This is a genomic window from Eubacterium segne (assembly GCF_014287775.1).
Classification (GTDB): Bacteria; Bacillota; Clostridia; order Lachnospirales; family Lachnospiraceae; genus Eubacterium_G; species Eubacterium_G segne.
On record NZ_JACOOZ010000002.1, the window covers coordinates 80,817 to 102,804 of the forward strand.

The window sequence follows — 21,988 nt, forward strand, 5'->3', positions numbered from 1 at the left end:
TATTTTCACCCCTGTTAATTTATTTTACGAAAAATGATGCCACTATGGCTATCAGTCCAACTAATCCGCAATAAGCTGAAAAATATTTAAACTGCTTATTTCTTACAACTACAAGCATTGTTTTAATACATATGTAACCTACCACGGCAGACACTAAAGCTCCTGCCACGTAGCACTCAACACCTGTTTTTGCAATGTCTGTGTGCATATCAGGAATGTTTAACACACAGGCACCCATTATAGCCGGAATTGACATAATAAAGGAATATTTTACAACAAAATCTCTTCTAAGTCCACATAAAAGACCTGCTGTAATGGTTGTTCCTGAACGTGATAATCCCGGAAGAGTTGCTATCCCCTGACAAATTCCTATAAAAACTGCGTTTAAATATGTAGTTTTCTTTGGTGTTTTATTTCCGTTTGGTATATTATCTGAAATTACAAGTAATATGGCTGTTATTAAAAGACAAATTCCCGGAACAATAAGAGTATGGGATGCATTATCTACTAAATTCTTACCTACAATACCTATTATTCCCGTAGGTATGGTTGAAACAATAATTAATAACGCAAATTTTCTATATGATGTTCTGATTATTTTTCTGTATTCCGGATTCTTTTTGGTTGTCTTCCATCTTATGTAATAAAACACATTAGCAACGAAATCCACCACTATTCCGATTCCATCATATATTAATCTTCCAATATCCCGCCAGTATATAACAAATACTGCAATTAATGTTCCCAAATGTAAAAATACATCAAAAGATGTACCTACATCTTCAAGTCCGAAAATCTGCTGGAATATAGCAAGATGTCCCGAACTGCTCACAGGAAGAAATTCCGTCACTCCCTGTATTATTCCAAGAAAAATTGACTCTAATAAACTCATTTGTAACTCCTTATTTCTTTAGTTAACCATAATCTATAATATTTTACTATTTTTCACCACTATATTCAAGTTATTTAGTTTTTGTATTGTAATGCCCCGGTGTCCAATGTAATTTATCAGGATTTTTTGTCAATAAGTTCATACAACTTTTTTATGGCATCTTTTAGGCTTCCTATTTCATTTATTATTCCTTCATTCACTGCTTCCTTACCTACAAGAATGCTTCCCACATCCTTTGTCATAACTTCTGTTTCCATCATTAATTCCATAAGCTTTTGTTCTTTTATGTCACAATGGTCTAATATAAAAGAATTAATTCTCTCCTGAATTTTTTTAAAATAATCATAGGTCTGGGGAACTCCTATAAACAGTCCATTCATTCTCACAGGATGAATAACCATGGTACCTGTTTTAACAATAAAGGAATAGTCTGTTGATACTGCAAGAGGAACACCAATGGAGTGGCTGCCTCCTAAAACTAATGACACTGTAGGCTTACTAAGTCCCGATATCATTTCTGCAATTGCAAGACCACATTCAACATCCCCACCTACTGTATTTAATATTACCAGAAGCCCATCTGTTTCTGCATCATCTTCTACCTGTGCTAACTGAGGAAGCACGTGTTCATATTTAGTTGCCTTGGTTCCTGATGCCACATTTTCGTGTCCTTCAATTTCCCCGATTATATTTAAAAGATGTATTTTTTTGTGTCTGCTGTTGTTATTTAAGTCTGTCTGACCGTATTCTTTTATTTCGTCCATAAAAAATCCCCCATATTGATGATATACAATGTACGGATTTTCAAATTAACTTTCCGTACAATATAATACTCTCCAATATAGGGGATTTTTATACTATTATATAATTTTAAAACTGTTCTTTTACTTTATCATATGGTAACTTTCCACCAAACAAATCCAGCGCACTTCCAATGGTAAAATCCATTTTACCATTAGAAATCTCCCTGAACCTTTCTATTTGTTCCATAGTGGATATCCCACCTGCATAGGTTATGGGAATATCAGTAAATTCAGATAGCATAGCTACCAAATCTTCTTCCATTCCACCTGATTTTCCTTCAACATCCACACCGTGTATAAGAAATTCATCACAATATTCCGACAGTTTTTTCAATGTTTCAATATTAACTACTTCATCAGTGAATTTTTGCCATCTGTCTGTTACTATGTAATACTGTCCGTCTTTCTTTCTACAGCTTAAATCCAAAACAATACACTCTTTTCCCACAGCTTCCACAAGACTTTTAAGATTTCCGTAATTAACTCTTCCATCTTTAAATACATAAGATGTGACAATTACATGGGATGCCCCTGCCTTTATATAATCCTGTGCATTTACAGCTGTAACGCCGCCGCCTATCTGCATCCCTTTAGGATATGCAGACAACGCCTCTATTGCCTGTTTCTTTGATTCCTTAAAAAATTCCGAACCGCCGGCATTTAATATTATTATATGTCCGCCTTTTAGCCCGTCTTTTTTATAAAGATTAGCATAGTAGACTGCATTTTTTTCAGATACAAAATTTTCTTCTGCCTGATTTCCCTTGTCTTTAAGGCTGCTACCTACTAACTGTTTCACTTTTCCGTTGTGTATGTCTATGCATGGTCTGAATTTCATTTTTATTACCTTATTTCGTAAGTTTTATGTTATGCATTTAATGCCTGCTCTAAATCTGCAATAATGTCCTCAGCATCTTCAATTCCTACAGAGAATCTGATTAAATCCGGCTGAACTCCTGCCTCAATTAACTGTTCATCTGTCATCTGTCTATGAGTGTGACTTGCAGGATGTAGCACACATGAACGGGCATCAGCCACATGAGTCACTATTGCCACGAACTTAAGATTATCCATAAATTTAATGGATGCATCACGACCACCTTTTATACCAAAGGTTAAAACGCCACATGTTCCATTAGGCATATACTTCTGTGCCAAATCATAATATTTGTCACCCTCTAATCCCGGATAATTAACCCAGGCTACCTTGTCATTTGCCTTAAGCCATTTAGCCACTTTTAATGCATTTTCACAGTGTCTTGGAACTCTTAAATGTAATGTTTCAAGGCCTACATTTAGCAAAAATGAATTTGTAGGTGAAGGAATTGATCCTAAATCCCTCATAACCTGTGCTGTTGCCTTTGTAATATATCCGCTTTTTCCAAATTTTTCTGCATAAACTAACCCATGATATGATTCATCCGGCTCTGTCATTCCCGGGAATTTATCAGCATGAGCCATCCAGTCAAAGTTTCCACTGTCAACAATTGCTCCACCTACTGCCATGGCATGACCATCCATATATTTAGTTGTGGAGTGAGTTACTATATCAACTCCAAATTCAAAAGGTCTGCAATTAATAGGTGTCGGGAATGTGTTATCCACAATAAGAGGAACACCATGACTGTGAGCTGCCTTTGCGAATTTTTCAAAATCAAACACTACAAGAGACGGATTTGACACCGATTCACCAAATACACACTTTGTATTTGTTTTAAATTCTTTTTCTAAATCTTCCGGTGAAATATCCGGATCTACAAATGTAACATCTATTCCCATTTTCTTCATGGTTACACCAAATAAATTAAAGGTTCCTCCATATACATTTGATGAACAGATAAAGTGGTCTCCTGCTTCACAAATATTAAAAACTGCGTAAAAATTGGCTGCCTGACCTGATGATGTAAGCATGGCTGCCACTCCACCTTCTAACTCACATATTTTTGAAGCTACTGCATCATTAGTAGGGTTCTGAAGTCTTGTATAAAAATATCCGCTATCCTCTAAATCAAACAGTCTTCCCATTTGCTCTGATGTATCATATTTAAATGTGGTGCTTTGATAAATAGGCAAAACTCTCGGTTCTCCCTTTGTAGGCTTCCATCCGCCCTGTACGCATATTGTTCCTTTGTTGTTATTCACTTTCTAACCTCCTGTGCTTTCATTATTCCGGTTTATAATCCTTAAGACATATGTGTCCCACAATACAACTAATGGCAAATAAAACTACAATAACTGCCACTGAAATCAAAAAGAATTCCATTTGCATAATTGGTATTACACATACATCAATAAAGAATAATACAAATAAAACAGTTGATATTTTATTACATATCTGTCCTATTTTTATTTTCTTATCTTCCTTTGTTTCCTGCATATTAGCTCCTTATTCATCAAACAACGGCGTTGAAAAATATCTTTCTGCCGTATCCGGCAATACAGTTACCACTGTTTTTCCTTTTCCTAACTTTTTTGCCAGCTTTATGGCTGCTGCAACATTTGTTCCACTGGAAATTCCGCACATAAGCCCCTCTTTTTTAGCTAAGTCCTTGGCTGTACTTATTGCCTCTTCGTCAGTAACTATATAAATGTTATCATATATATTCCGGTCTAAAATATCAGGTATAACTCCGTCTCCTATTCCCATTTGCAAATGAGTTCCGATATTTCCACCTGCTAAAATGGCTGCATTTTCCGGTTCCACTGCCCATATTTCAATGTCAGGATTTTGTGCCTTTAAAACCTTACCTATTCCTGTAATGGTGCCACCGGTTCCTATACCTGAGCAGAATCCGTCTATGTTTCCCTCTACCTGCTCCATGATTTCCAATCCGGTATGATGTTTATGAGCCTTAACATTGTTAGGATTGGCAAACTGCTGTGGTACAAACACCTTTGGATTGTCCTCTGCCATTTTAAGTGCTGTTTTAAGACATTCATCTATACACTTTCCAATGTCTCCGTCATCATGGATAAGAATAACCTCTGCTCCATAATGTTTAACTAGCTTTCTTCTTTCCTCACTAACAGAGTCAGGCATTATAATAATAGTTTTATATCCTTTTACCGCTCCTACTAATGCCAGTCCGATTCCCTGATTTCCACTGGTAGGTTCAACTATTATTGTATCCTTGTTTATTTTGCCTTCTGCTTCTGCCGCCTTAATCATTTCATAAGCCGTTCTTGTTTTTATTGAGCCACCTACATTTAATCCCTCAAACTTCACAAGAACCTGAGCTGAATCTTCATCAACCATATGGTTAAGACGCACCATAGGTGTATGTCCGATAAATTCTAATACATTGTTATAAATCATTTCTAATATCCTTAATGTTCCTTTATTACATTATATAATTTTGTCAACTTGTATTATTATAACTTTAACCAATATATTAAGCAAGTTTAATTTAAACTAAACAAATATGCTAACTATTCATTCTATATCCAACACCTAATTCATTTATTATGTACTTTGCTTCTCCCGGCTTTATTCCCAGTTTTCTTCTTATATTTGCCATGTTCACCTGAAGCTTTTTAACGCTTCCCTCATCAGGATAGCCCCATATTGCCTTAATTATGGCTGTATACGTCATCATTTTTCCGGCATGTTCCGATAAAAACGCCACAATATTGTACTCTGTCTGGGTTAATTTTACTTCTTTTTCATCAACAAAAACCTGTCTTCCATCATAATCTATAACAAGTCCCTCTAATGTGAACTTTCCTCCCGGCAGTTTTCCCTCCTCAGAGCTGTGTCTTGTATTTCTAAGAGCTGCTCTTACCCTTGCTAACAGTTCCGCCGAGCTAAAGGGCTTTGTTACATAATCGTTTGCCCCTGCATCAAGAGCAACTACCTTATCCCTTTCATTAGAACGGGCTGACAATATAATAATAGGAGTCAGTGAGTCATCCCTTACTTTCTTTAAGAAATACATTCCATCCCTGTCAGGAAGACCTAAGTCCAAAATAATAATGTCAGGGAGATGAGATGTGTACATTCCCAGGGCTCTCTCACAGTTTTCTGCTACAACAACCTGATAACCTGCCGATTTAAGTATGGTTGTTACCAGATTTCTAATATTATTTTCATCTTCTACTAATAAAACCTTATATTTATTATTAGGCATCTATTTCTTCCTCCGTATCTAATGTAAATCTGAAAACAGCACCGCCACCTTTAATATTTTCTGCACTAATGTCCCCTCCATGTGCCTTTATAATGGTTTTACATACGGACAATCCTATTCCCGTATTGCGTTTTTGTCCGTCTGAAGGTTCTTCCTTATTCTCATAATATCCGGAAAATATGTATGGCAATTTTTCTTTACTGATTCCACAGCCATTGTCCTTTATTTCAAATATAGCCTGCTTCCCCAATACAAACACCCGAAGTATTAATTCTGTCATTCCCTCTGCGTGCTGTATGGCATTTTCCAATATATTTACTATAACCTGTTCAATAAGCATTGCATCCATTGGTATGACAACAATATCCTCCGGCAAGTCCAATGTTATATCAAAGTCAGGGTATCTTTTTCTAAATTTCACAATTACTGAATCTATCAGTTCCTCTAAAACTATTGGTGTTTTTATTATTTTCACATTTCCACTGTCAATTCTTGTAATAGATAAAAGATTTTCCACCATTCTTACAAGCCATTCCGAATCCTCTTTTATTCCCTGTAATATTTTGGTTTGTTGTTCTTCCTCTAGTGTATCCCTGTTTTCTAACAATGTAGCTGCTGAACCATAAATAGTGGTAAGGGGAGTTCTTAAGTCATGGGAAACCGCCCTTAAAAGATTGGCTCTCATTCTTTCCTTCTCTCCTTCAGCTTTCATTGCCTCATGCCTTTTTATCTGAGTGGTTAATGTACTTGTTAATATGGCTATAACTATCATTACAATTGCAGAAATCATATTAACAGGTATCATAAAATTAATTGAAAAGAACGGAAATGTAAAAGCATAGTTAACGGCAATCATGGAAATAAAAGCTGCCACTATTCCATATACATATCCGTTTGTTAAAAGGGATATTAAAAATACAGCAAATATAAACACTGCTGTTATATGTTCATGTACCTTAAACACATGTTGCAACAACAAGCTTATTACAAAAGAAATTAATAATATTCCCGCTGTCATTAATATATTTTTTAAATATGATTTATCTTTTACCATAGCCACTCTCCTTCGTATCTGATTAATGATACCACATAGCCAATTAAGATATAGTAAAATATCTCCAAAGCTTTATTATATATCATAATATTCGCCCTGGAGATATTCCATATTTGTACAAAATTTAAGATTTTGTGCAACGTTTCTATTTAATTTATTTACTGTGCATCTTTAATTGAAAAGCTGATTCTTCCCATCTTATCTTTTCCTAGACACTTACATTTAACCTTATCACCTAATGTAAGGAAGTCTTCAACATGTTCAACTCTTTCTTTTGCAATCTTAGAAATGTGAACCATGCCTTCTTTTCCAGGTGCAAATTCGATAAATGCACCAAATTCCTTAATACTTACAACAGTACCTTCTAAAATCATGCCTTCTTCAAAGTCTGTTACTATTGTCTTAATGTATTTTATAGCCTTAGCTATCATGTCCTTATCTACGCCACAAACTGATACCATTCCTTCATCAGAAATGTCAATCTTAACGCCTGTTTCTTCGATAATTGCATTAATAACCTTTCCGCTCTTTCCTACAACATCACCAATCTTGTCCGGATCAATCTGAATCATTTCAATCTTAGGAGCGTATGCATTTACTTCTTTTCTAGGTTCAGAAATTGCCGGCTTCATGCAATTATCCATAATGAATAATCTTGCTTCTCTTGTTCTTGCAATAGCACCCTCCACGATTTCTCTTGTAAGACCATGAATCTTAATATCCATCTGAATAGCTGTGATACCTTCTGTTGTACCTGTTACCTTAAAGTCCATGTCTCCGAAGAAATCTTCAAGTCCCTGGATATCTGTAAGCAATACATAATCATCATCTGTATCACCTGTAACAAGACCACATGAAATACCTGCTACCATAGCCTTAATTGGAACACCTGCTGCCATTAATGACATACATGATGAACATGTAGAAGCCATTGATGTAGAACCGTTTGACTCAAATGTTTCTGAAACTGTTCTAATAGCATATGGGAACTCTGCTTCGCTAGGAAGTACAGGTACCAGTGCCTTTTCTGCTAAAGCACCATGTCCGATTTCACGTCTTCCCGGTCCTCTTGATGGCTTTGTCTCACCAACTGAGTATGAAGGGAAGTTGTAGTGATGCATATATCTCTTTGTTGTTTCATTTTCATCAAGTCCGTCTATTTTCTGTGCTTCTGATAATGGTGCTAAAGTACATACGTTGCAAATCTGTGTCTGTCCTCTTGTGAACATTGCAGAACCATGCACTCTAGGAATAATATCAACTTCTGCTGCTAACGGTCTGATCTGATCAATTGCTCTTCCGTCAGGACGCTTGTGATCTTTCAATATCATCTTACGAACTGTCTTCTTCTGATACTGATAAATAGCTTCTCCTAAAACAGCAAGCCATTCTTCATTATCAGCAAAAGCTTCTTCTAACTTCTCTGTAATCTGTCTTATGTTTTCTTCTCTTGTCTGCTTGTCATCTGTAAATACAGCTACTTCCATATCTGCAGGTGGAACAATTTCCTTAATTGCAGCAAATAATTCTTCAGGAATAGCACAGCTTTCATATGAGTGCTTTTCTTTTCCTACTTCTGCCACAATTTTATCAATAAATTCAATGATAGTCTGGTTTACATCATGTGCCATATAAATAGCTTCTATCATCTTTGCTTCCGGGATAATATTAGCACCTGCTTCAATCATGATAACCTTTTCTCTTGTTGAAGCTACTGTAAGCTGTAAATCTCCCTCTTTCCACTGCTTCTGGCTTGGGTTAATAACAAATTCCCCATCAACTAAACCTACCTGTGTCATGGCACATGGTCCGTCAAATGGAATATCTGATATACATGTTGCAATAGCTGCACCAAGCATAGCTACGATTTCAGGTCTACATTCAGGATCTACTGACATAACAAGGTTGTTAAGTGTAACATCATTTCTGTAATCCTTTGGGAATAAAGGTCTCATAGGTCTGTCTATAACTCTTGATGTAAGCACTGAATTCTCTGATGCTTTTCCCTCTCTCTTATTAAATCCTCCAGGGATTTTTCCTACAGAATACATTTTTTCTTCAAATTCAACTGAAAGTGGGAAGAAATCAATTCCATCCCTAGGCTTGTCTGATGCTGTAGCTGTTGACAATACCGTAGTGTCTCCATAGTGCATAAATGCTGCACCGTTAGCCTGCTTTGCAACTCTTCCAACATCAACTGTTAAGGTTCTTCCTGCAAGCTCCATACTAAAACTCTTGTACATAATCTTCTTTCGTTACTTTGTTAGTAACTTCTCCTTACTTTTTATTTTATAGCAGAAGAATCCGAAACTACTGTAAAAACCGGTAACAATGCTACTGCCCTTTACAGTGGTCTCGGCATGGTTCTTCTGCCTTTTGTGTAAATTTACACACAATCTATGTTATTATAAATTATTTATATGAAAAATGCAATACAGGGATGAGAGTAAACTCTCATCCCTGTATATAAATCCGAATGTAATATTACCACCCGGTAAGAAATTATTTACGAATTCCTAATTTTTCAATTAACTGACGATATTCGTCAAGGTCATTTTCCTTAATGTAGTCAAGTAAGCCTCTTCTCTTACCTACCATCTTAAGAAGACCTCTTCTTGAATGATGATCCTTCTGGTTAACCTTTAAATGTTCTGTTAACTCCTTAATTCTGAATGTTAAGATTGCTACCTGAACTGCAGGTGAACCTGTGTCAGTAGGTGTCTTACCATATTCTGCTGCTAACTGAGCTTTTGTCTCTTTTGATATCATTTCTTATTCCTCCTAAAATCTTAATATCCCCTTACACTTAGGCACCGGTTGGAGTATCCAAATGCTTAGTGTAGGTTAAACATACTTTGATAGTATACACCATGATTTCTGAAATGTCTATAGGGAAATTGAGAAATATGGTGTATCAGCTATTTCGAGTTTTTGATCTTGATATGTTTTCTCAGCTAACTTATTACAATTTTAATATTTGTTCTAAAAAAATCAATTATCCTCTTTAATATGCTTGTTCTTTTCTTCCTACAAGCTCTATACATCTACATCAAGTAGACATTAGTTAACTAAGAACACTTATATCAATCAATAATAACTCCAAATAACCGTATTGCTATAACACACATTTCTTATTAAATCAAATATTTTTTATAAATGCTTTATCTCTATCTCAATTCCACGTATTCTCTCTTGTAACCACTCTGCCAGCAGTTTTCTTGAACACCTACCCGGCGTTTTTCCCAGACAAATTATCATTATCCTTTCATATTCCATACAATCAATAAGAAATCTCCCTGCAATTCCCCTTTCCGAAAGTGTTTCTTTATATTTTGCCACATATTCATCCCACGAAATTGCCCTCTCCGTGTAGGCTTCATAATAACCACACATTGGTGCAAGCATAGAATTATATAAGTAGTCACAATTACATTTTTCCTTCAAACATTTTTTCAGTTCTCCTTCGTTGCAAAATCCCAACATCGGAAATCTGTTTCTTTCTCTCATGTCAACTACAAGCTCAATTTTTTTCTTATTTATTGTTTTAATAAATTCTTCCTGACTTTTCCCCTTAAATCCCATCGTGTATATCTTCATGTATCTTCTCCCATTTTTTAGAATTTCAAGACATTTTCTCCCATCGCCCGACACTATTATTCTAATTCATAAACCGGTTAAGAATCAGTTAAGGACAGGTATTTTGTGACAAAAAAATAAAGGTTATAGCCATTAAATACGTCATTACCTTTAACATCAATTCAATTTATTAATTTATATTTCTTTGTATAGCACCCCTATACATTTATCTTTATTAAATAGTACCGATATAAACGACCGTTTAATTTAATACTCTAATTTTACCAAAAAATAGGGTGAAAAACAAGCATAAAAAGATATAAATTAGACGTTACCTCTAAATTAATACTAAAATTAATACTAAAATAAATCTGAAATCAATAGTAAGTAATTCTTGCTGTTCTATTTCCATGTTAATCTCTTGCAGCACTCTAATCGTCATGCTCTAATTTAAGTATTATGTTTCCATCATTATCTTCCAGTCTATAATCAAGTCCCAGCCAATCATCTTCCCACAGTTCTCTTACCTGAGCTTTGGCTTCATCTAATGTTATGCCGTCTTTCAGTTTTCTTGTTTGTGTTTCCATTCCGTTGTCTGCCACTATTATCATTTTTGTTTCCTTTCTTCAATTCTAAAAAACAAAGGGAACAGCCACTAAGTATGCCATTCCCTTTTCTGTCTGTTATTTCTTTATTTTTATCTTCTTAACCACACTCCACTTACCCCAGCCGCTTTTATTATAGGCTCGAATGTACACCTTATAGGTTTTGCCTTTTTTAAGTCTCTTGAACGCATATGAAGTCGTTTTTCCTTTAAGGCTCTTGGTTTTCGTCTTTGCCTTTTTTCCTCTTCCAAGTACCCATTTTACCTGATACTTTGTTGCTCCTTTAATTTTCTTCCACTTAAGACTTATCTTTTTACCCTTATTATTCTTTACACTCTTAAAGCTCATTCTCGCAGGCTTTGCCGTTTTTTTGGTCTGCGGTTTCTTTGTTGTCACAGGTATTTTCTTTGTTGTGGTCTGTGGTTTCTTTGTTGTCACAGGTTCGGGTTTCCTTGTTGCAGGCTCAGTTGTTGTAACTTCCTCTTCCGGTGCCGTGGTTGTAGCCTGCGGTTCCTCTGTGTAATACTTCATGTATATCTTCCATGTACGGCTATCCACGTCAAAGTAACAGTCAACACTGTCTCCGGCATTAACCCACTTGCCCGCCTGCTTGTCATAAAGTCTTCCCTTGTCAAGTATTCCGCATTCCACCCACAAACCGTCGGTGTATGCCCCGTTTCCACTTATTTCCCTTTTCATTGACATTTCAAATTGGCCCTGTTTACAGAACCAGTCTTCCTTCTCTGCGTCATACCATGTGATTATTCCATATCCTCTGTCCTTCTTTTCAAGGTCACTTTCCTGATATGCAGGTGTCGTCACCGATTCCTCAGTGGTTGTGGTTTCAGTTTCAGACTGTGTTGGTCTCTCCAACTTATCCTTATATTCCTCGTAATAAACCTTTCCACGGCTGTTGCATACTATCTTAAACCACCCTTCGGTGTCAAAGTCACTGTCAGCAGTGTCAATCTTATAGTCATGTGGTTTCATGGCAACCTTTTCCGTTTCCTCATTGCCACACTCACTGCATACTTTCTTTATCTCGCCTTCTTCCGTACAGGTTGAAGGCTTGTTCTCAACCGTCTTATAGGTATGTGCTGCAGGAAGGGTAAAGGAATGGACTTTACCACAGTAATCACAGTGTTCGTCAACCTTTCCTTCCTTTAAGAATGTCCCGTCGGTTGTACAGGTTGGTTCTGTTATTTCTGCAAGTGGACCCATGACACAATTATCAACTGAGCCATGCTCAAATTCAGTATCGTAGTGCGTTATGGCACTGTACTCAAAAAGTTCGCTTGAAACCTTCTTGGTTGTTCCGACAAGTGCCCTGTTCAGTTCCCACAGTAGCTTGCCATTCTTATTGTACTGTTCATAACCCTCATAGCAATCCACTGTTCCCACCTGGCAGTCCGTCTTGTAATGTTTTCCGTCAAGTCTTACAAAGTTAAATGCATGGGAAACGTTTGAAAGATAGTAGCTCTTAATTCCACAGTCATGCATGAAACGGTTGAACACACGTGTATAACCTCCACATACAGCATAGCCATAAAGTATCGCTTCTATTGGCTCCTGTCCTCCGGACACATGCTGTCCGGACACATCACTTGCATAACCATACTTTACGTTCTGTTTTATCCATGCATATGCCAGCTGTATCTTCTGATAGTCGCACAGGTCATCATTCAGTATTCCAATTCTGTTTTCAACATTCCTTATCACGTCCATGTATTCATCCCACCGGTCTATCGTGCTGGTGGCATAGTTAAAGGGTGACATTGTTACCCCTGAACTCATTCTTATGGTGTAGTAGTAATTGTCTCCGACGATGGCAGCACAGTTCTCCACGTTCCAGTCAAGGGATACACTGAAGTCTCCCTGTGAACGCACGTACTGACGCCAGTATGACTTGTCAAGGTTCTCACCCTTGTTTTTTATGATGTACGTCTTATCCTGAAAGTCATTCTCATATGACCTTTTTATCACGTCGTCAAGCATATCCTTATCCGTCACGGAAACCTCATCAAGTGCCTTTGCTGCGGCATCCGACAATTCATCTGCAGTTCTCATTCCGGCTTTCTCAGTGATGGTGTATGCATCAGTCACCGTTACGCCTGACAGGGCAGTGACACCGACAATGCAAAAAACAGTTATCCATGCCGTTATCTTCTTCATTAGCTATCTCCTCTCTTTATTTCTCTCGAACGTTTGTTCTTTTAATCCTATTATATCTGATTAAACCTATGTTTGCAATACATTTTTACTTATTAATAAAAAGTCAGCATTACGGATACTTTTGTCTTTTTTCTTCCTTATATATATTATAATTATATAGGAAGTTTCTCTTTATCCGTAACGTTACCGGTTACTTCCACATAACATCCTACTGTCCGGAAATACCTTTCATGTCTGTTTATACTTTTCTGTCTCTGGGGTTGTTTTTGTTTTCCGTATGGTTATGGTTAATGCAGAACAAGGGGGAAAACTCCCCCTCATCTGCTTTTAGTTTATGAAATCCTCCGTCTTCTCTGTCTGCTTCTTACAAACAGGTAAAGAAGTGTGAGCACAATCATTATCACTGCTCCAATGACGCCATAAGCCATGCCGCCTGCTCCCGTTGCCGGAAGTCTGAGTGTTGCGTCATTCTTTACCTCATATGTAAGGTCAAAGAACCTGTACACTTCGTTTTCCTCATCCCACTTTGCCTTTGAGGTGTCTGCTCCCATTGCATCCGCCTCAGCCTTTGTGAGTTTAAGTGGAAGTGTTATCTCAACAGGGTCCTTTAACAGGCTGTGTCCGTTTACCGTCTTTGTCTCGGTTAAGGTGTACTTCTGTGGTGGAAGTGTCTTTTCACCGTTTTTAACTCCGAATACAAGTTCACCGTTCTTGTCGGTTTTTCCGGTAATGGTGAGTCCGTTTTCACCCTTTAGAGTGAACTCTGCACCCTCAAGCGGTTTTCCGGTGCCCCCATCTGTCTTTAATACCTTAATGGATCCTCCGGTATACTCATCAGTCATCACATATTCAACTTCCGTGGTATCGTCTGTTACCTCAAACTCTATGTCCTCTGCAAGCTCATAGTTTTCAGGTGCATACTCTTCATGTATCCTGTACTTTCCGTTTCCAAGTCTGAACACACTTGACGTGTCTGCTCCCGTTGTCCATGAATACAGGACATTTCCGCTTTCATCAAGTAACTGCAGTCTTGCTCCCGGAAGAAGGTCTCCGCTTCCCGTTTTCTTTATGATTGAAACAAGTTTCGGCTTGTCAAGCATTGTGATTGTGACTGTTTCCGCAGCTGACGCATCATAAGCATCACCCGTTTCACCGTCCCTGTCAACCTCGTCAACAACTCCGTCCCCGTCATCAGGATTTGTGATGTCATCATCACTTCCGGTTTCCGGTTCAAGGTCGTCTGCAGGTTCATTCGTTGGCACCTTTCCGTCGTTCCAGTTCACTTTGTTTCCGCCCTGGTCCGTAAACTGTGTGCCGTCCATTCTGTTGTAGTCATCTTCTGTCACGCCGTTTCCGTCATTCCACTGTCTTCCTGCAACAAACTCTATGTCTTCTGCTCTCTGGTAATCATCCGGTGCAGACACCTCATGGAGATAGTATGTCTCACCTTCTACGAGATAATCTATCTCGTGTTCGCTTCCGTCGGTTGTCCACTGCTCAACAACGTTTCTGTTTTTGTCAAGCACCTGCAGTACACATCCTGAAAGTGGTTCACCTGTATCCGTTGCAAGTTTGATGAACCTTGTCTTTGTGTAATCATCATTCATCACGATCTGCTGTACCTCGTTGCTCTCTCCTACCTCAAAGGTGATGCTTTCGGCAACAACATAGCCCTTTGGTGCCCTTTTCTCAACAAGTCTGTAAGTACCCGTCTTTATTCTGTCTATTCTGTGAGGTGTCTTTTCTGAAATCCAGCTGTCAACAAGGTTGTTCTCGCTGTCATAAAGTTCCATTTCAGCACCTTCTATTTCCTCGCCTGTGGTGATATCACACTTTCTAAGCTCTAACTTATTGTAATCATCCTTCATTTCCACCTTTGTCACACTTCCGTCCTTATTCACGGTAAATTCAATCGGTGTGGCAATGGTGTATCCGTCAGGTGCCACCTCTTCCGTGAGTGTGTACTTTTCACCTGCCTTTAGTCCGTAAATCTTGTGTGTCTTTCCGTCACTGGTCCAGTGGTCAACAGTGTTTCCGCTTACGTCTGTCACGGTGTACTCACCGCCTGTAAGCTCCTCACCTGTTGTGATGTCCGTCTTGTCAATCCATGTCTCGGTCTTTTTGTTCTCAAAGGTTACTTTAAAGTACGGTATGCCGTCTTCATCAACACCGTCTTCCTTTCCCTTTTCAAGATTCACTGTCCTTGGTGTGTCATCCCTCACGTATCCGTCAGGTGCCTCAACTTCTTCAATTCTGTATGTTCCATATGTCAGCTTTTCCGTCTTGATCAGTCCGTTTTCATCTGTAACAAACAGTCTTTCTTCCTGACTGATTATATCATTTCCTTCATCATCGGTGCCTGAAACATCCTGCATGATGTAGCTGTTGTTATTTACGTCAAATATCTTAAAGACTGCACCCTCAATTCTTCCATTGTCCGTGCTGTCTTCCTTGTACAGCTTTATCCTTGCCTTTTCTTCCTCGTTCACTACCGTTATTGTTTTTGCAGTCACGTCACTGTTTCCGCCGTTTTCAGTTGTAAGCTCCACCATCTGGTTTGGAGCCTTTTTGTATCCGTCGGGAACCTTTGTTTCAACAAGAACGTACTTTCCAAACGGAATGTCTTCAAATGATGCGTAGCCGTTTACAACCTTTTCTGTTCCACGGCTCTTTACATTGCTGTAATCGTAATCATCAATGTTTTTGTCTGTAACATCCGCCGGGCACTCATACAGGGTAAACTCTGCACCGTTTAGGTCATTTCCCCTGTCGTCCACCTTGTGTACGTTTAACCTTGCACTGTCCTCGTCTTCCTCAAAGGTAACAGTGGCATTAAAGGTTGTTACACCTGTTCCGGTGGCAATGTCTTCTGCCCTTATCTGTTTTACCTCGTCTGAAAACAGGAACTTTCCACTCTTTGGTGCCTTTGTTTCCTTAATCCAGTAGTCCTTAAGCGGAAGGTTTTCTGCAGTTCCCTTTCCGTTTCTTCCTATTATAATGGTTGTTACTGGAAGTGAAAGTGTGCTGTCCTCATATATGGTGTATTCCGCACCTTCAAGATCAGCCACGTTGTAGTTCTGCTTCTTTGACTGCTTTGTGACACTTATGTTAAGTCTGTATGACTCGTCAATTAATTCCTCTGCGTCTATTGTTCCACCGTTTTCAATGGTGACTGTCTTTCCGTCTGAAAATGTAACCGTGAGATTATCTGCCTTCCATTTGGCTTCAATGTCACTGTAAACCACATGTGCGTCAACCCTGAAGTCCTTAATCTTTCCGTAGTTGTCGGGAACCCTGTCTTCCCTTACAACGAGTTTCAGTGTCTTTGTTCCGTCAGCGTTAAGGGTTGCATGAGACTGGTCATCATTTACTGAAATCTCTGGATATTCAAGCGGCTTTCCCTTAGCATCAATATCCGTTGAGTAAACACCCTTTATGTTTAAACGTTTATTCATCGCCCTACACAGGCTGTTATCATCTGCATAGTAGACGTTAAATCCGGCTCCCGTAAGCAGCGTGCCGCGTTCATCCTTTTTTCTAAGTGAAAAGATTATTCCGGTTTCCGGTGGCTTTGAGTTTCCAATCTTAACACCAAAGGTCTTTGCGTATGCATTTGCGGTATTCCATTCGCCGGCACCCTTTATCAGTCTGCCATACTTACTGTAATTGTTTTCATCAAGTTTTAACCAGTAATCGCCTTCTGTCGGTCTCTTTCCAACGTTTGCGATCCTTGCCTGATAATAGGTTGCATTCTTTGTGTCTGCACTGTCTCTTACAATGTCACCTTTCGCATATCCTGCACCCATGACAAAGACACCCTTGTCCTCTTCAACCATGGTGTTTTCATAAAATGGCATGTCAAGTCCGTCCTTTAGACTTATTTCTGCCTCATCACCATTGTTGATGTACGGTGCCTCAACATCCTTTTCCTTTATCTTGAACTTTCCAAGGTTGTCTGCAGTATAGTTAAGGATGTTTTCCTCGTTTGACTTAATGGAAAATGACGGGGTGTTTTTGTATGCTCCGTATCCGTTATTCAGGTCCTTTGACCACTCATAAACGTCAAATGTTGCATCAAGTGTCTTTTTATCATCCGTTTCATCAGTCTTTACAACGTTTACCTTCATTATCTTCTTTATGTTCTTTAGGATGTTTGCATTGTTAAGGGCTGATGAATTCTTTACCCACACTGCATAGAGTGTAACCTTTCCGTCTGCATCCGTTGTCAGGTTCTTAACGCTTTCACCGTTTAGGAACTCCGGCTCTGCGGCATCCCTGTTTCTGCTCCATCCAAGGAAGGTGTGTCCCGTTCTTATGTATGCATTCTGTGTAAGGTTAAGTGCTGCGTCATACGTGTGTTCCTGATTTGCCATCGTTCCGGCTGTTGCACCGTTTCCGTCATATATGACGGTGTACCTGTTCACGTCAAACAGTGCGTTGAATGTGACGGTGCCGGAGGTTGCCCTTAGGTTCATGTATGATGTCGGGATGTAGCTGCTCTTCATGGCATCCGCATTTGTTGTTGTGTTAAGTGCTGTTCCCGTTGTGGTCTTTGCACCACCACTTGTGTAAAAGTAATGGGTGTCATTATCCATTCCCGTTATGTTCCAGCCCTTAAAGGTGTATCCTGCCTTCGTTGGTTTTTCCACGTAAAAGTAGGAATTGCTGTAGTCTGATGTCTTTTCCCCTCCGTCAAGTGCGGTTGTCGGGTTCTGTTTCTGTGTTCTTCCGTTTGACGGGTTTGTGTAAGTGGTGTTGTTACCGTTCTTAAACTTTCCGCCATCAAGATTGTAGGCTATGCCATATGAGTTTCTTCCTATATGAAGTGTGATTGTGCTGTGCACACTTGCATTGCCCTGTCTCAATCCGCACTCATAAAGGTTTAATGCCATTATCATGTTTTTTGTGTATGAACTGCTGTTATGTGCCACCGTGACGTCCGTGTATGAGTTCGTGGTTATCGGTGTTTTTACCTTGTCCGCAAGTCTGAATGTGTGATTGTTTCTGTTGTTCTTTTCAACCTTAACGTATGAGGTGTGTGCCGGTACACTAAACTGCAGATTACACATTAAAAGCGAAACGGTGCCATCCTGTGATGTCACGATGTTCTTATGGGACTGTGTGGTATTGAGTTTAAGCCCCAGCTTCGGACTTGTCACACTTCCCGAATACGTTACGGTGTTGCTTGTTGCCGTTTCATCACCTGCGGATAACTTCTTTCCTGATGCCTTTTTTGCCGTCACGTTTACCCTTAAGGTATCCGTGTCCCCTGTTGTGTCATTTACAACCTTTACGTAAAAGTATCCCGTTGATCCTGAAACCAGTATGGCATCCGCTGCCTTTACGGGCATTGTCATGCCCTCTGCCATTCCAAGGGTAAGGACGGATGCCATGACAATGGCTGAAAATCTCTTTATCATTCTTTTCATTTTCTTCATCGTTTTCTATCCTCCTTACCATATGGTGTTATCCCATGTCCTGTTGTCATAGGATAATCCCTTTTCTCCGTTTAAGTATGTTGTCTTTCCCGGATATATTGTCACTTCCATTGAAAGTCCCGGTTTGTTTGCAAATATTTCTGAATTAAGGGTATTCTCCCTTAAGTAGTATGTTCCCGGAACCAGTGGACCGCTCTTAAAGTGTCCGCCCCTGTCAAGGACAATGTTGTCAAGTCCGGATACAGGTCTTGTGCAGTTTTTGTCCGTGTATAATCCGTAGGTTATTCCAAGAAGTTTGCTTGAAAAGTCAAGGGTTGTGTCCCTGTTTCCAAGTCCGTCCTCTATTATCTTTGTTATGTCAAGATAACCCATTCCGGTGTCAGTAAATGACGTGAACTCTGCCATGCTGTTTCTGTTCTGTTCATTTATTACAAGATACTTCATTGTGGTGTCGTCAATAGTGTAACCGTCCGGTGCCTTTGTCTCTGCCACCGCAAACATTCCCCTGTTTGTCTTGGTCCACCTTACAAGGTGTTCCTCGATTTCTATTCTTGCATATCCGTCACTTCCGGTTTTTCTTGTTTTAATCGGCATGTATCTTCTGCCGTTCCATTCATAGAACGTGAACTCTGCACCCTGCAGTGGTTCTCCCGTTACTGCATCGAGTTTTCTTGCCGCAAGTCCCGCATACCACGGAATCTGGTTTCCCACTTTTCTTGCATTTACTCCCGGCTTTGCCTCAATGGCAGTTGTGGCATTCTTTGTTACATTTACCGTTTTTACTGCGTTTTTGTCTGCAGGCTCATAACCGGCATTCCATGATGTTTCCTTTACATAGTAGGTTCCCGTTGGAATTGCACTGCTCTTTCCGTAGCCTGTTGTTCCCTTTGTTGTGATTGTTGTAACCTTTTTCTTTAGGTTGCGGTCCGAATAAACCGTAAAGGTTGCGGTCATGTCATAGTCAGCTGACACGTCGTTTCCGTCTGCGTCACTTACCACCTTTTGAACGCTTATGTATCCGTATTCCGTTGTGAGTGGATTGTCAACAGTCCATTCAAGTGGTGCTTCCTCACTGTCCTTGGCATTATCCTTGTTTATCTGTATGTCCTTTCTTGCGTGGTTGTTCTTATGGCCCTTTGGTGCCTCTGTTTCCTCTATTCTCCACTTGCCCTGGTTCTTTTGGGTGTAATAAAGCCATCCGGTTGCAGCTTTTCCCTTGCTGTCTGTTGTTATCACGCCATTGTTTCCTACGGATGTTGCCGTGACGTACTTGCTGCCGTTCCACCGGTAAACAGTGAACCTTGCACCGGACAGGTCCTTGTCAGTGCCTGTTTCCTTCTTGTGCACACTTATTCTTGTTCTCCACGGTTTATTTACCGTTGAAAGTCTTACTGCCTTGTTCTTTGATGTTCCATCCTTTGTTGTCTTTACGGTGTAAACCTTTTTGTTTAAGTATGTTCCCTTCGGGTTTACAAGCTCCCTTATGTAATACTTTGTGTCTGTCTTAAGTTTCAGTGCCTGTGTCTCGCTTGTTGTTGCCTTTCCGTCTTTATCAAGTGTCATCTTAAACAACGGGCTCTTTCCACTTTTTGCTCCTGATTCCGTCTTGAACACTCCGTATACGGCTCCCGCAACAACTCCGGGACTTCCGCCTGCATCCGTCTTCTTTACTATCTGTATGTATGCCGGTTTCTTTTCAACCTGTATCTTTATGGCTCCCGCCAGTTTCTGTCTTCCCGCTGCATGGTATTCCCCGACAATCTCAACATAATATGTGTTGTTGTCATTCCTTAGGTATGCATTTACATATGAAAGCATTGACTTTGTAAGCTGTGACATGTAATATCCGGCATCCCCGTGGTCAACACAGTTTAAGTACATTGATGTTGGTACGTCACCGGTGCTTACTATTCCAAGTCCCTCGGATGATACAATGTCGTCTATGAGACTTACCAGCTTATTCTTTGAGAACCTGACCTGTACACCGTCAAAAACCGAAACGCCTGTCGGTGCACCGTTATGGTATTCCTCACAGGTATGGCTTACCGCCATTCCCGATACCGCTTTAAGCACCGTACCCTGCTTTATGTTTGATGCGGCATTTACAGTTTTGATGCCAAGGGTGTCACTTATTAAGTCAGAAATGTTTGATGCCATTGTCTTGACAGTGGTGTCACTCTTTTTGTCAGTTATTATTCCTGTGTTTGTGTGGCTTTCCCATCCGCCGTTTACCGCATTGTCAGGTCTGCTTAACAGCTCATCCTGAAGTTTGCCGTTACCAAGTGTTATCTCCACTCCCCGGTAATCATAGTCATTTCTTAAGGTAATGATTAAGTCATCACCCTTTCTTTCAGTGTCCCTTATCACTTCACTGTTTTCTATGGTCCTGCCGTTTCTTTTTACCGTGATGTCTGCCTCTGCAGCGTGCTCTCTTCTGTTCTGGACCGTTATTGTCTTAACGCCTGCGTTTAAGTTATAATCACAGCCCTTGAACACTTCCGTGTCATTTCCGTTTTCATCCGTTACGGTGGCATGAATGATGTTGTCATCTGCCACAACCTTCATTCCCATGCTTTCTGCCGGCTTTTCGGTTACGTTTACGGTGTACTTCTCATGCCAGTACATTCTTGCGTCACTTACAGGGCTTACGCTGTATGTTATCTCATAAGTTCCGGGTTTGCCTGTGTCTACCTCTCCGTCACTTATCGACATTACGTACTCATCAGAGTCATAGTTCTGAAATGACAGCTGTGGATAATACTCATCACCTCTTGTGATGCTTAACTCCCTTTCATTTTCATGGCTTATTCCGCTGTCCGTGTAGTCTGCCGGAACCTGACCTCCAAATGAAGGCGACTTTTCAAGTCCATATATGACCTCATCCTGTTTTCCTGAACGAACCGTTGACGATGACTTGTCTGATACTGCGGTGAATGTGTAAAGCCTAAGTCTGCTCTCTCCCTTTTCATCCGTTATCCTGTATACGACATTGGAGGTTGCACCGGGGGTTAGGTCAATGCTTCCCTCCTCGTATGCCACTCTTTCATCTTCACCAAGGTTTCCGTCAGGATGATAGTTTTTGGGGTCAAATGCCTTGTCACCTGCCCACACGTAAAGGTTTGTTCCGTATGTGATGTTTCCGTCGTACTCACTTAGGAGTTTTTCGGGAACCACGCTTACGGTGGCATCGGCACTGCTTTTCTTAAGCATTGTGCCTCCCCATACCGTTGTGACTATCATTGCTGACGAAAGAAGCACTGCGGTGATTCTTTTTGTGCGTCTTCTCATGTCTCTGTCTCCTTGTCTTTTGCGGATGCGGGA

At 39.8% G+C, this 21,988-nt stretch carries 15 protein-coding genes; all 15 read right to left on the reverse strand.

Features of this window, described 5'->3' with window-relative positions; genetic code table 11:
- Nucleotides 1-19: 19 nt before the first annotated feature.
- Entirely contained in the window at nucleotides 20-892 is an 873-nt protein-coding gene (locus tag H8S00_RS02790; RefSeq protein ID WP_118588984.1) for an undecaprenyl-diphosphate phosphatase, read from the reverse strand.
- 116 nt (nucleotides 893-1,008) lie between these two features.
- Complete coding sequence (locus H8S00_RS02795; protein ID WP_021953338.1) at nucleotides 1,009-1,656, reverse strand: ClpP family protease; 648 nt, start codon at nucleotides 1,654-1,656, stop codon at nucleotides 1,009-1,011.
- Nucleotides 1,657-1,762: 106 nt separating this feature from the next.
- Nucleotides 1,763-2,533 (reverse strand): phosphoribosylformimino-5-aminoimidazole carboxamide ribotide isomerase, encoded by a 771-nt coding sequence (gene hisA / locus H8S00_RS02800; RefSeq protein ID WP_118588983.1) that lies wholly within the window; start codon nucleotides 2,531-2,533, stop codon nucleotides 1,763-1,765.
- Nucleotides 2,534-2,562: 29 nt separating this feature from the next.
- Nucleotides 2,563-3,837, reverse strand: coding sequence for an O-acetylhomoserine aminocarboxypropyltransferase/cysteine synthase family protein (locus H8S00_RS02805; RefSeq protein WP_021953340.1), 1,275 nt, complete (start codon nucleotides 3,835-3,837; stop codon nucleotides 2,563-2,565).
- A 22-nt stretch (nucleotides 3,838-3,859) separates the two neighbouring features.
- Nucleotides 3,860-4,072: a hypothetical protein gene (locus H8S00_RS02810; protein ID WP_118588982.1), complete on the reverse strand. Its 213-nt coding sequence runs from the start codon at nucleotides 4,070-4,072 to the stop codon at nucleotides 3,860-3,862.
- A gap of 9 nt (nucleotides 4,073-4,081) precedes the next feature.
- On the reverse strand, nucleotides 4,082-5,011 hold the full coding sequence (cysK, locus tag H8S00_RS02815) for a cysteine synthase A (RefSeq protein ID WP_186839950.1): 930 nt from the start codon (nucleotides 5,009-5,011) through the stop codon (nucleotides 4,082-4,084).
- A gap of 109 nt (nucleotides 5,012-5,120) precedes the next feature.
- Nucleotides 5,121-5,822, reverse strand: a complete 702-nt coding sequence (locus H8S00_RS02820) for a response regulator transcription factor (protein ID WP_186839951.1) — start codon at nucleotides 5,820-5,822, stop codon at nucleotides 5,121-5,123.
- The gene (locus tag H8S00_RS02825) at nucleotides 5,815-6,876 is read right to left on the reverse strand and encodes a sensor histidine kinase (protein WP_186839952.1); all 1,062 of its coding nucleotides are present in this window, start codon (nucleotides 6,874-6,876) and stop codon (nucleotides 5,815-5,817) included. The genes H8S00_RS02820 and H8S00_RS02825 overlap by 8 nt, the downstream gene beginning before the upstream one ends.
- Before the next feature lie 158 nt (nucleotides 6,877-7,034).
- A complete protein-coding gene (locus H8S00_RS02830) occupies nucleotides 7,035-9,119 on the reverse strand; it encodes a polyribonucleotide nucleotidyltransferase (RefSeq protein ID WP_118588979.1) in 2,085 nt (694 codons plus the stop codon).
- Nucleotides 9,120-9,378: 259 nt separating this feature from the next.
- Nucleotides 9,379-9,645, reverse strand: coding sequence for a 30S ribosomal protein S15 (rpsO, locus tag H8S00_RS02835; protein WP_186839953.1), 267 nt, complete (start codon nucleotides 9,643-9,645; stop codon nucleotides 9,379-9,381).
- Between the two features lie 381 nt (nucleotides 9,646-10,026).
- Nucleotides 10,027-10,473: a DUF488 family protein, N3 subclade gene (locus H8S00_RS02840; protein ID WP_118588978.1), complete on the reverse strand. Its 447-nt coding sequence runs from the start codon at nucleotides 10,471-10,473 to the stop codon at nucleotides 10,027-10,029.
- A gap of 410 nt (nucleotides 10,474-10,883) precedes the next feature.
- Nucleotides 10,884-11,063, reverse strand: coding sequence for a hypothetical protein (locus tag H8S00_RS02845; RefSeq protein ID WP_186839954.1), 180 nt, complete (start codon nucleotides 11,061-11,063; stop codon nucleotides 10,884-10,886).
- Nucleotides 11,064-11,135: 72 nt separating this feature from the next.
- Entirely contained in the window at nucleotides 11,136-13,229 is a 2,094-nt protein-coding gene (locus tag H8S00_RS02850) for a fibronectin type III domain-containing protein (protein WP_186839955.1), read from the reverse strand.
- Between the two features lie 332 nt (nucleotides 13,230-13,561).
- Nucleotides 13,562-18,667: a SpaA isopeptide-forming pilin-related protein gene (locus H8S00_RS02855; RefSeq protein WP_186839956.1), complete on the reverse strand. Its 5,106-nt coding sequence runs from the start codon at nucleotides 18,665-18,667 to the stop codon at nucleotides 13,562-13,564.
- Between the two features lie 15 nt (nucleotides 18,668-18,682).
- A complete protein-coding gene (locus H8S00_RS02860) occupies nucleotides 18,683-21,955 on the reverse strand; it encodes an MSCRAMM family protein (RefSeq protein WP_186839957.1) in 3,273 nt (1,090 codons plus the stop codon).
- Nucleotides 21,956-21,988: the final 33 nt, after the last annotated feature.